Annotated in this window: 10 protein-coding genes; 8 read left to right on the top strand and 2 right to left on the bottom strand. The window is 68.9% G+C overall.

Annotated features, from left to right (window positions below; genetic code table 11):
- Positions 1 to 17: 17 nt before the first annotated feature.
- The gene (locus tag MAA44156_RS21760; RefSeq protein WP_009979649.1) at positions 18 to 998 is read right to left on the bottom strand and encodes a phosphotriesterase family protein; all 981 of its coding nucleotides are present in this window, start codon (positions 996 to 998) and stop codon (positions 18 to 20) included.
- 125 nt (positions 999 to 1,123) lie between these two features.
- Between MAA44156_RS21760 and MAA44156_RS21755 the strand changes: the two genes are divergently transcribed.
- From MAA44156_RS21755 to MAA44156_RS21745, 3 genes are all read left to right on the top strand, one after another.
- On the top strand, positions 1,124 to 2,833 hold the full coding sequence (locus tag MAA44156_RS21755; RefSeq protein WP_009979648.1) for an acyl-CoA dehydrogenase family protein: 1,710 nt from the start codon (positions 1,124 to 1,126) through the stop codon (positions 2,831 to 2,833).
- Positions 2,834 to 3,078: 245 nt separating this feature from the next.
- Positions 3,079 to 3,762 carry a TetR/AcrR family transcriptional regulator gene (locus MAA44156_RS21750; RefSeq protein WP_009979647.1) on the top strand — a complete coding sequence of 228 codons (684 nt, stop codon included), beginning with the start codon at positions 3,079 to 3,081 and terminating at the stop codon, positions 3,760 to 3,762.
- Positions 3,759 to 4,694 (top strand): R2-like ligand-binding oxidase, encoded by a 936-nt coding sequence (locus MAA44156_RS21745; RefSeq protein WP_009979645.1) that lies wholly within the window; start codon positions 3,759 to 3,761, stop codon positions 4,692 to 4,694. The genes MAA44156_RS21750 and MAA44156_RS21745 overlap by 4 nt, the downstream gene beginning before the upstream one ends.
- A 66-nt stretch (positions 4,695 to 4,760) precedes the next feature.
- Here the strand turns inward: MAA44156_RS21745 and MAA44156_RS21740 are convergent, their stop codons facing one another.
- On the bottom strand, positions 4,761 to 6,179 hold the full coding sequence (locus MAA44156_RS21740) for an NADP-dependent succinic semialdehyde dehydrogenase (RefSeq protein ID WP_009979644.1): 1,419 nt from the start codon (positions 6,177 to 6,179) through the stop codon (positions 4,761 to 4,763).
- Between the two features lie 80 nt (positions 6,180 to 6,259).
- Here MAA44156_RS21740 and MAA44156_RS21735 point away from each other — a divergent pair, with 80 nt between their 5' ends.
- The 5 genes from MAA44156_RS21735 (at position 6,260) to MAA44156_RS21715 (ending at position 11,930) form a co-directional block, all read left to right on the top strand.
- The gene (locus MAA44156_RS21735; protein ID WP_009979643.1) at positions 6,260 to 7,906 is read left to right on the top strand and encodes an acetolactate synthase large subunit; all 1,647 of its coding nucleotides are present in this window, start codon (positions 6,260 to 6,262) and stop codon (positions 7,904 to 7,906) included.
- A 39-nt stretch (positions 7,907 to 7,945) separates the two neighbouring features.
- A complete protein-coding gene (locus MAA44156_RS21730; protein ID WP_009979642.1) occupies positions 7,946 to 8,875 on the top strand; it encodes a LysR family transcriptional regulator in 930 nt (309 codons plus the stop codon).
- Positions 8,876 to 9,121: 246 nt separating this feature from the next.
- Positions 9,122 to 10,336, top strand: coding sequence for a PucR family transcriptional regulator (locus tag MAA44156_RS21725; protein WP_009979641.1), 1,215 nt, complete (start codon positions 9,122 to 9,124; stop codon positions 10,334 to 10,336).
- Between the two features lie 40 nt (positions 10,337 to 10,376).
- Complete coding sequence (locus MAA44156_RS21720) at positions 10,377 to 10,745, top strand: VOC family protein (protein WP_011726343.1); 369 nt, start codon at positions 10,377 to 10,379, stop codon at positions 10,743 to 10,745.
- A 174-nt stretch (positions 10,746 to 10,919) separates the two neighbouring features.
- Positions 10,920 to 11,930 carry an FUSC family protein gene (locus tag MAA44156_RS21715; RefSeq protein WP_205590182.1) on the top strand — a complete coding sequence of 337 codons (1,011 nt, stop codon included), beginning with the start codon at positions 10,920 to 10,922 and terminating at the stop codon, positions 11,928 to 11,930.
- Positions 11,931 to 11,944: the final 14 nt, after the last annotated feature.

Genomic DNA, 11,944 nt, shown 5'->3' with positions numbered 1-11,944 from the left:
CGATCGGCGGGACCGGCTCACCCATAGGGGCCCTGGCGCTCGAAGATGCGCCGGGGGTTGTCGACGAGCATGGTGTGCAGCTGCTCGTCGGTGACGCCGCGCTGCTTGAGGGCGGGGATCACGTCGTTGTGGATGTGCAGGTAATGCCAGTTCGGCATGACCTGGGGCACCAACTCCTCGGGAAGTGCGTCGAAATAACAGTTGGCGTCGTGCGAGAGCACCATCTTGTCGGCGTGGCCGCGCTCGCACATCTGCGCGACGATGTTCACCCGGTCCTCGAACGGCGAGATCGCGTCGATGCCGAACCGGTCCATGCCCAGATACGAGCCGGCGGCGATGAGCTCTTCGAGGTAGCCGACGTCGGTGCTGTCGCCGGAATGCCCGATCACCACCCGGCTCAGGTCGACGCCCTCCTCCTCGAAGATCCGCTGCTGGTCGAGGCCGCGGCGCAGCCCGGCGTGGGTGTGCGTGGAGATCGGCACCCCGGTGCGCTTGTGCGCCTGCGCCACCGCCCGCAGCACCCGCTCGACGCCCGGAGTGACGCCGGGTGCGTCAGTGGCGCACTTGAGGATGCCGGCCTTGATGCCGGTGTCGGCGATGCCCTGCTCGATGTCGCGGACGAACATGTCGGTCATGATCTCCGGGCCGCCCAGCTCCGCGCCCGGGCCCAGGTAGTGGAAATAGAAGGGCACATCGTTGTAGGTGTAAAGCCCCGTTGCCACAACGATATTCAGCTCGGTCGCCGCCGCGACCCGGGCGATGCGCGGAATGTAGCGGCCCAGGCCGATGACGGTGAGGTCGACGATGGTGTCCACGCCGCGCGCCTTGAGCTCGTTGAGCCGGTCGATGGCGTCGGCCACCCGCTGCTCTTCGTCGCCCCACGCTTCGGGGTAGTTCTGCGCGATCTCGGTGGTCATGATGAACACGTGTTCGTGCATCAGGGTGACACCCAGCGCAGCGGTGTCGATGGGCCCGCGAGCGGTATTGAGTTCTGACACGCCCCTGATGCTAGGTCGACCGGCATCTGACCAACAGAGGTCGTTTTGTTTCGCCCTCCCCGGCGGGGGCGCCGGTGCGCTACCGTCACCCTCGTCTGCGTCCAGTACCCGCCGGGAGCCCGCCCATGTTGCTCAATCCCAACCACCTGCAACGCCGCTACCCGGATCGCCGCTCGGCGGAGATCATGGCCGCGACGGTCGACTTCTTCGAGTCCCGGGGCAAGGCCCGGTTGAAGTCCGACGACCACGAAAGAGTCTGGTACTCCGACTTTTTGGAGCACATCGGCCGCGAGCGGATCTTCGCCTCGCTGCTGACCCCGACGCGCTACGGGTCGGCCGATTGCCGCTGGGACACCTACCGGATCAGCGGGTTCGCCGAGATCCTCGGCTTCTACGGGCTGAACTACTGGTACCCGTTCCAGGTCACCGCCCTGGGGCTGGGCCCGATCTGGATGAGCGGCAACGACGAGGCCAAGCGCAAGGCGGCCGGGTTGCTCGAGGCCGGCGAGGTGTTCGCGTTCGGGTTGTCCGAGCAGACGCACGGCGCGGACGTCTACCAGACCGACATGAACCTCACCCCGGCACCGGGCGGGGGCTGGACCGCCGCCGGTCAGAAGTACTACATCGGCAACGCCAACGTGGCCCGGATGGTGTCCACCTTCGGCAAATTCGCCGGCGGCGCAACGGATTCCGAGTACGTGTTCTTCGCCGCCGACTCCCGCCACGAGCGGTACCGGCTGATCAAGAACGTGGTGAATTCGCAAAACTACGTCGGCAACTTCGCGCTGAGCGACTACCCGGTGACCGAGGCCGACATCCTGCACCGCGGCCCCGAGGCCTTCCACGCCGCGCTGAACACCGTCAACGTCTGCAAATACAACCTGGGCTGGGGCGCGGTCGGGATGTGCACGCACGCCATGTACGAGGCCGTCACGCACGCGTCCAACCGCATCCTGTACGGCACCGTCGTCACCGACTTCAGCCATGTGCGCCGCCTGCTCATCGACGCCTACGCCCGGCTGGTGGCGATGCGGCTGGTCGCCACCCGGGCCTGCGACTACATGCGCAGCGCCTCGGCCACCGACCGCCGCTACCTGCTGTACAGCCCGCTCACCAAGGCGAAGATCACCGGCGAGGGCGAGCGGGTCATCACCGCGCTGTGGGACGTCATCGCCGCCAAGGGCGTGGAGAAGGACACCATCTTCGAGGCGATGACCCGCGAGATCGGCCTGCTGCCCCGGCTGGAGGGCACCGTCCACATCAACATCGGGCTGCTGGGCAAGTTCATGCCCAACTACCTGTTCGCCCCCAGTGGCGAGCTGCCGGTGATCGGCCGCCGCGACGACGCGGCCGACGACGAGTTCCTGTTTGCGCAGGGGCCGACGGGTGGGCTGGGCAAGGTGCGGTTCGGCGATTGGCGGGCACCGTTCGACGGCTTCGCGCACCTGCCCAACGTCGCGCTGCTGCGCGCCCAGATCGACGTGCTGGCCGAGATGCTGGCCAGCGCCACCCCGGATGCGGTGCAGCAGAAGGACATCGACTTCGCCTTCGCCGTCGGGCAGTTGTTCGCCACGGTGCCCTACGCCCAGCTGATTCTGGAGGAGGCGACGCTGTCCGGCGTCGACGACGCGCTGATCGACGAGATCTTCGGCGTGCTGGTCCGCGACTTCAACGCCTACGCCGTCGAGTTGAGCGACAAGCCCGCGACGACGGAGCAGCAGGCCCGTTTCGCGATGCGGATGATCCGCCGCCCCGTGCACGACCCGGCGCGCTACGACCAGATCTGGAAGGAGCAGGTGCTGCCGCTCAGCGGGGCCTACCAGATGCGGCCCTAACGCTCTCGGCGCGCGCACGCCCCTTCGCGAGCGCCTACCCCTCGGCGAGCGCCTGCCCCTCGGCGAGCGCCTGCCCCTCGGCGAGCGTCACGCCAGCGTGACCGTCGGGCTCTGGCGTCACGCCAGCGTGACGCTCGGCGCGCGCAGGGCCGGGCGGCAAGACGCAAAGGCGCCCGCCGCAGCCCCCTTGACTGTGAGCTTGCTCACAGTAGGATGACCAGTGGTCATTCAGGTAGGAGGCGGCATTGCCCACGGTCACTTGGGCGCGCGTCGACCCGGCTCGACGCGCGGCGATCATCGAGGCCGCGGAGTCGGAATTCGGCGCGCACGGATTCTCCCGCGGCAGCCTGAACGTCATCGCCCGCAAGGCCGGCGTGGCCAAGGGCAGCCTGTTCCAGTACTTCGCCGACAAGCGCGACCTGTATGCGTTCATCGCCGACATCGGCAGCCAGCGGGTCCGCGGCTACATCGAGCAGCTGATCCGCGAGCTCGACCCGACCCGGCCGTTCTTCGAATTCCTGACCGACCTGCTCGACGGGTGGGTGGCCTACTTCGCCGACCACCCGCACGAGCGGGCGCTGCACGCCGCGGCCACGCTGGAAGTCGACACCGAGGCCCGGATCAGCGTGCAGAACGTCATCCACCGCCACTACCTGGAGGTGCTGCGGCCGCTGGTGCGCGACGCCCGGCTGCGCGGCGACCTGCGCGCCGACTCGGACACCGACGCGCTGTTGTCGTTGCTGCTGCTGATCTTCCCGCACCTGGCGCTGGCCCCCTACATGCGCGGACTGGATCCGGTGCTCGGGCTCGACGAGCCCACCCCCGAGCAGCCCGCGCTGGCGGTGCGCCGGCTGGTCGCGGTGCTGGCCGCCGCGTTCTCGCCCGCGCCGGCCCACTTTGCCACCCCACGATCTGAGGAGGTCACATGAACCGAACCCGAAGCGCCTCGATGGTGCAGGGCGGTCTCAACTGGGACAGCTTGCCGCTCAAGCTTTTTGCGGGCGGCAACGCGAAATTCTGGAATCCTGCCGACATCGACTTCTCCCGCGACCGGGCCGACTGGGAACGGCTCACCGACGACGAACGCAGCTACGCCACCCGGCTGTGCGCCGAGTTCATCGCCGGCGAGGAATCGGTGACCCAGGACATCCAGCCGTTCATGGCCGCGATGCGGGCCGAAGGCCGGCTCGGCGACGAGATGTATTTGACCCAGTTCGCCTTCGAGGAGGCCAAGCACGTCCAGGTGTTCCGGATGTGGCTGGACGCCGTCGGTGTCACCGACGATCTGCACCACTTCCTCGACGACGTCCCCAGCTACCGGACAATCTTCTACGAGGAGCTGCCGGACTGCCTGAACGCGCTGACGATCGATCCGTCGCCGGCCGCCCAGGTGCGGGCGTCGGTGACCTACAACCACATGGTCGAAGGCATGCTGGCGCTGACCGGATACTTCGGCTGGCACAAGATCTGCGTGGAACGCGGCATCCTGCCGGGCATGCAGGAACTGGTGCGGCGCATCGGCGACGACGAGCGCCGGCACATGGCGTGGGGCACCTTCACCTGCCGCCGGCACGTCGCCGCCGACGACGCCAACTGGGGCGTCTTCGAAACCCGGATGAACGAACTGATGCCGCTCGGGCTGCGCCTGATCGAAGAGGGCTTCGCGCTCTACGACCCGATGCCCTTCGACCTGTCGGTGGACGAGTTCATGGCCTATGCCAGCGACAAGGGCATGCGGCGCTTCGGCACCATCGCCAGCGCCCGGGGCCGCCCGCTGGCCGAGATCGACCTGGACTACACGCCCGTGCAGCTCGAGGACACCTTCGCCGACGAGGACGCCCGCGCGCTGGCCGCGGTGTGACGGCGAGCAGACGCAAAAGCCCCCAATGTCACGGCGTGTCGGGGGATTTCACGTCTGCTCGGCGGGTCACTCGACCTTCGAGCCGCCTCCGGCGTCGCCGCTCTTCGACGACCCGATCCAGACGGTCTTGGCGTTGCAGAAGGCGCGGATGCCCAGGCCGGCGAGCTCGCGGCCGTAGCCGGACCGCTTGACGCCGCCGAACCCAAGCTCGGGGTAGGACACCGTCATGCCGTTGATGAAGACCTGGCCGGCCTCGATGTCGTCGATGAAGCGCTGCTGCTCGGCCGCATCGTTGGTCCAGGCGTTGGACCCCAATCCGAAGGTGGTGGCGTTGGCGATCTCGATGGCCTCGTCGATGTCGGCGGCCCGGTACATCGACGCGACGGGCCCGAACACCTCCTCGGTGTACAGCGCCATGTCCTTGGTGATGTCGGTGACCACGGTCGGCGGGTAGAACCAGCCGGGCCCGTCGAGCGGCTTGCCGCCGCAGCGCAGCGTGGCGCCCGCGGCCACGGCGTCGTCGACCTGCTTGGCGATCTCGTCGCGGCCCGACTCGGTGGCCAGCGGGCCCACGTCGGTGGCCGGGTCGGTGGGGTCGCCGACCTTCAGCGCTTTCATCTGTTCGACGAACTTGTCGACGAACGTGTCGTAGATGTCGGTGTGCACGATGAACCGCTTGGCCGCGATGCAGGATTGGCCGTTGTTCTGCACCCGGGCGGTGACCGCGGTCTTGACGGCCTCATCCAGATCGGCTGAGGGCATCACGATGAACGGGTCGCTGCCGCCGAGCTCGAGCACGGTGGGCTTGATCTCGTCGCCGGCGATGGCCGCCACCGACTGGCCGGCCGGTTCGCTGCCGGTCAGGGTGGCCGCGGCCACCCGCGGGTCGCGCAGGATGCGCTCGACCGCGCTGGACGGCACCAGCAGGGTCTGGAAGCAGCCCTCGGGGAAGCCGCCGCGGGTGATGACGTCGGCCAGATACAGCGCGCTCTGCGGCACGTTCGACGCGTGCTTGAGGATGCCGACGTTGCCGGCCATCAGCGCCGGCGCGGCGAACCGCACCGCCTGCCACAGCGGAAAGTTCCACGGCATCACGGCCAGCACCACGCCGAGCGGCTGGTAGCGGATGTACGCCCGGGCCGCGCCGACCTTGCCGGCGTCGGCCGGCTCGTCGGCCAGCAGCTGCTCGGCGTTCTGCGCGTAGTAGCGAAAACCCTTGGCGCACTTGAGCGCTTCCGCCTTGGCCGACTTGAGGGTCTTGCCCATCTCCAGCGTCATCATGGCGGCCACCTCGTCGGCCTCGGCCTCGAGCAGGTCGGCGGTGGCGTTGGCCCACTGGGCGCGCTGGGCGAACGTGGTGGAGTGGCGGTAGTCGAGGAAGCGTTCGTAGGCGCGGGCGATGGCGGCATCGACTTCCGCATCGCTGGCCGGGGTGAAGGTTTTGACCGTCTCGCCGGTTGCGGGGTTGATGGTGGCGATGGGCACGCTGGCCCTCCTTCGTCTGCGTGCTTGGTGAAACGTCCGACTTCCAGCCTGCCACTATCGTGGCCAACGGGAGGTGTCGGATGAGCAAAGCCGCTGAGCTGATCGTCAAGTGCCTGGAAAACGAGGGGGTTTCCGTCGTGTTCGGGCTGCCCGGCGAGGAGAACATCCGCTTCGTGCAGGCGCTGGCCGCCTCACCGATCCGCTACGTGCTGACCCGGCACGAGCAGGCCGCCTCCTTCATGGCCGAGATGTACGGACGGGTCACCGGCCGGGCGGCGGTGGTGTCGGCCACCCTGGGGCCCGGCGCGATCAACATGCAACTCGGGGTCGCCGACGCCACCACCAACAGCACCCCGCTGGTCGCCATCTCCGCGCAGGTGGGTCACGACCGGGAGTTCAAGGAGTCGCATCAATACGTCGACCTGGTGTCGATGTTCGCCCCGATCACCCGGTGGGCGGCCGGCATCCCGACCGCGCGCGCCATCCCCGAGATGGTGCGCAAGGCCTTCAAACTCGCCGAATCCGAGCGCCCGGCCGCGGTGTATCTGGCGGTGCCCGAACACATCGATGCCGACGAAACCGACTACGACCTGGGGCCGTTGCCGCGCAACGTGGTCCGGCCCGACGCCCCGTCGCCGCGCCAGGTGGAACGCGCCGCGCAGATCCTGCGCAACGCCAAGCGCCCGGTGGTGCTGGCCGGGCACGGCGCGGCGCGCGCCGATGCCACCAAGGCGCTGGTGCGCTTCTCCGAGGAGTTCGGCATCCAGGTGGCCAACACCTTCCACGGCAAGGGCGTCATGCCCGACGACCACCCCAACAGCATCGGCACGCTGGGCTTCATGCGGCACGACTACGTCAACTTCGGGTTCGACCACGCCGACGCCGTCATCGCCGTCGGCTACGAATTGCAGGAGTTCGACCCGGTCCGGATCAACCCGCAGGCCGACAAGAAGATCATCCACATGCACCGGTTCCCGGCCGAGGTGGACGCGCACTACTCGGTCGACGTGGGCATCATCGGCGACATCAGCGATTCGCTGAACGCGCTGACCGACGCGCTGTCCGGTCACCGTTTCGAGCACGCCGCCGACGTGCCCGGCTCCGGGCTGCTGACCGACGAATTCGCGCGCGGGCAACAGGATTCGCGTTATCCGCTGGCCCCGGCGCGGGTGGTCGCCGACACCCGGGCGGCGCTGGGCCGCAGCGACGTGGTGCTGGTCGACACCGGCGCCACCAAGATGTGGATGGCCCGGCTGTACCCGACCTACGAGCGCAACACCTGCCTGATCTCAAATGGCTTGTCCACCATGAGCTTTGCCCTGCCCGGGGCGCTCGGGGTGAAGCTTGCCCAGCCGCAGTCCAAGGTGCTGGCCGTGGTCGGCGACGGCGCGTTCCTGATGAACTCCCAGGAGATCGAGACCGCCGTGCGCGAACGCATCCCGCTGGTGGTGCTGATCTGGGAGGACGGCGGCTACGGCCTGATCGAATGGAAGATGGACCTCGAGCTCGGCGCACACTACTACGTCAAATTCGCCAACCCCGACGTGGTCACCTACGCAGAAAGCTTCGGCGCCAAGGGATATCGCATCTCTCATGCCGACGAACTGTTGCCGACGCTGCGGGCCGCGCTCGACGACGACGGCGTCTCGCTGATCAGCTGCCCGGTCGACTACTCAGAGAACCTGCGGCTGACCAACCGTCTTGGTGAGCTCGACGAAACGCTGTGAAAAGCCGCCGCGGCAGCGACGGTCATTGACAATGGGCTGATGCTGTTTCGTCAGCTGGAGTACTTCGTCGCGCTCGCCTCCGAGCGTCACTTCGCGCGGGCCGCCCGCGCCTGCTACGTGTCCCAGCCCGCGCTCTCGGAGGCCATCCGCAAGCTCGAGCAGGAACTCAACGTGCCCCTGGTGCGTCGCGGGCAGAAGTTCGAAGGGCTGACGCCCGAGGGCGAGCGGCTGGTGCTGTGGGCGCGGCGCATCCTGGCCGACCACGACGCCCTCAAGCAGGAGGTCGCCGCGCTGCAGACCGGCCTGACCGGCGAGCTGCGCCTCGGCGTCATCCCGGCGGCCTCGAGCATCGTCGCCCTGCTCACCGATCCCTTCTGCGCCGCCCATCCGCTGGTGCGGGTGCAGCTCGAGACCAGCCTGCGGTCGGCCGAGATCGTGCAGCGACTGCGCCGGTTCGAGCTGGACGCCGGGGTCCTCTACCCCGACCGGCAGGATGTCGCCGACCTGCTGGTCACCCCGCTCTACACCGAGCAGCAGGTGCTCATCGCCGGCGCCGAGTTGCTCCCCGACCCGTCGGAGACCATCAGCTGGTCCGACGCGCTGACGCTGCCGATGTGCCTGCTGAACCAGGGCATGCGCGGTCGCCGGCTCATCGACGACGCGCTGGCCGCGCAGGAGCTCACGGTCACGCCGCAGCTCGAGACCGACTCCGTCGCCACGCTGCTGGCGCACGTCGGCACCGGCCGCTGGGCAAGCATCATCCCGCAGACCTGGATCCACTCGCTGCGCCCGCCCGCCGGCGCGCGCATCCTGCGGCTGGAGAACCCGACCGTCACCGCCACGGTCGCGCTGGTCACCAGCGCCACCGAGCCGGGCTCGGTGCTGACCCGCGCGTTGGTGCAGACCGCGCGGGGCGCCGGCATCAATGACGTGTTGCGCAAGGCCGCGCCCGGATACTCCGCGGGCTAGCCGCCACCGGCCGTGATCGGCCGGGCCTATCACCCGGTCGGAACTACGTCTTGGACACCCCCGGCGACCGCACGCGAGACTGAAGTGCTTCGGAAGCGACGAATCCACCGGCCGCAGGGCCGATTTCACCTCAGGAGAGACCATGAACCACTGCCGGCGCGTGCCGTGCCGCGATTCGGTGGTCGCCGCGAACACCGAAGACGGCACCACCTCGCCCCACCGCTCGACCCATCGCGGGGCCGCACGATGAAAGACTTCCGGGCGCCGGTCAACGGCGTCGACGGCGATTCCGCTTCCGCGCTGGTTGCGGTTCCCAAATCCCAAGGCGCCCAAACGATCCGGCCGGACTCCGTTTCCCGACTCGTCGGCGCGTTGCTCGACGACCACGCCGCGGTGGTCGGTCGCGTCCGCAGCGTCATTCGGTCCCGGCTTCCGGTCTACCGCTCGGTTGCCGACGAGGCACTCGAGGCCGAGCTCGAGTGGGTCTTGCGGTCCGCCGTCGGCGGGCGCGAGGCGTTGCACGAGCCGCAGATCGCGGGCCTCGCCGCGATCGGCGAGGCGCGGGCGCGCGACGGCGTCCCCGTCGACGACATGCTGCGCGCCTGGCGGATCGGCGTCGAGGTGGTGGTGGAGTGCGCGCGTGAGGCGGCGCGACGGTTGGGCGTCGACGATGCGCGGGTGCTGGAACTCGTTCAGTCGGCACTGGCATGGTCCGACATCGCCATGGCGACCTCGGCCAAGGCGCATCGGCGGACCGAACGCGCGCTGGCCCTCGAGGCCGAGGAGAGTGACGCGGAGTTCGTTCGGGGTGCGCTGATGGGTTCGCTCCCGGCCGCCGAGCTGCGCATGCACGCCGAGCTGCGTGGGCTGGACCCGGGCGCCGAGTATGTGGCCGTCCGCGCCCGCCTGGGCGGCGACGGCCCCCATCTCCGGCTGGAGCAGTCGCTGGGTTTTCAGGACCCGGCGCACAGTCGACGCGGCCTGTGCGCCCTGCTCGACGGCGACCTCGCCGGCTTCCTGATCGAGCCGCCCCGCGACGTCGAGGGTGTCGTGGGTTTCGGCCCCCCGAGGCCGCTGACGCGGTTGAGCGAGTCCTACCGGATGGCGGCGCGCGCGCTGGTAACCGCGGAGGCCTGCGGGTTGCGCGGCGCCTACGACATCGCCGCGCTGGGTCTGCGCACGGCCGTCGCGATCGATGCCGACGTCGGCGAGCTGTTGCGGAAGCGCTACCTGGAGCCGCTGTCCGTCGGCGGTTCGAGCCGTGAACTGATTGCCACGGTCCGGACGTACCTGGCGTGCGGGATGCACGTGGAGCGCACGGCGACAAGGTTATTCGTCCATCAGAACACCGTGCGGTATCGGCTGGCGCGGTTCGAGGAGCTGACCGGCGCCAGCCTGCGCGACACCGAGGTGGTCACCGAAGTGTGGTGGGTTCTCGAGCTGGCGGCGATGCGCCTGTAGCGGTCCCGAGGACGGGCCGTGAGCCGATACGGTGGATGCCATGCGCCGCGTGGACTACGTCATCCAATATGTCGAGTCACTGGAGCGGTCGGTGATGTTCTACCGGGACGTGGTCGGGCTCGAGGTGCGCATCGAGGGCGACGGGTATGTCGAGTTCGAGATGCCCAACACCAAGTTCTCGCTTTTCGAACGCTCCAAGCTTCCCGAGCTGATCGGTCGCGAGGGCGGCACCGCGCCGTGCGGCGAGATCGGTTTTCTGGTCGATGACGTGGACGAGGAAGCGACGCGGTTGCGGGGGCTCGGCGTCGAGATCCTCAGCGGACCGGTGGACCGGCCCTGGCGGGAAAGGACGCTGCACATCGCCGATCCGGACGGCAACGTCATCGAATTCGCACAGAAGCTTCGATGACGTACCGGCCCGGGAACCGACGCGGCGGCGCTGTTGCCGAGTTTGCGGCGGCGTGTCCCTGGCGCTTGTAGCGGTTCCCAAACGGGTGCCCCGATGTCCGTGACAATCCCGGCGGCCGCTCCGTAGCCGGCGCCCTCACCTCGAGGGACACTGTCGTGACGGGAGGAGCCGACGATGCCGGACCTTGCGCGGCGCCTGCGACGGACTTTGTGGCCGATCGCGCAGACCACGGTCGCCGCCGGCCTCGCCTGGTACCTCGCCCACGACGTGCTCGACCACCGGGAGCCCTTCTTCGCGCCGATCGCCGCCGCGGTGTGTTTGTGGATGACCAATCGGGTGCGCGCCGAACTGGCCGTCGAAATGATCATCGGCGTGGCGTTGGGGATCGGGGCGGGCACCGTCGTGCTGGCCGTGTTCGGCGCGGGACCCATCGGCATGGGTGCGGCCGTGATGCTTTCGCTGACCCTGGCGGTGCTGATTGCGCGCAGCTTCAGCACCCAGCGATCGATGTTCGTCAACCAGAGCGTGATCTCGGCCATCCTGATCATGGCGTTCCCGCACACCGGGCTCGGGGTGGAGCGGCTGTACGACGCGCTGATCGGCGGCGGACTGGCGGTGGTGTTCAGCATCCTGCTGTTTCCCAAGAATCCGCTCGCGGTCCTGCACGACGCATCCGGCGAGCTATTGACCGCGCTGCACGACATTCTGGCCCAGATCTGTTGTCGCAGCACCGATTCGGCGTCACCGGATCAGGGTTGGGCGCTGTCCGCCGCCGACCGGCTGCAGCGGTGCTCGGCGAGTCTCATCGAAGCCCGCGGCACCGCAGGGCAATTGGCGCGCGTCTGCCCGCGCCGGTGGCCGTTGCGCGGCGCGGTCGGGGCCGCCGACCGCCAGGCGGTGCACGTCGCGCTGTTCGGCAGCTCGGTGTTGCAGCTGGCGCGGACCCTGACGTCGGTGCGCATCCCCGGCGGCCCGCACGTCGAAGCGTTCCGCGCCGCGGTCGACGACCTACGTGACGCCGTCTCCGCGCTGGCCGCCGGCCACCCGGAAACCGCTGCTGCACATGCCGAGTCCGCGCGCCGTCACAGCGCGGCGCTACCCGCGGGCAGCCCGGCCAGCGTGGCCGTCGTCATCGATGCGTGCATCGACGAACTGCAACATGCCATCGGCTCACGTCGTTCTTGACTTCGCTCGTGCTG

This window comes from Mycobacterium avium subsp. avium (assembly GCF_009741445.1).
GTDB classification, from domain to species: Bacteria; Actinomycetota; Actinomycetes; order Mycobacteriales; family Mycobacteriaceae; genus Mycobacterium; species Mycobacterium avium.
This window is presented reverse-complemented; position numbering and strand designations above follow the sequence as displayed.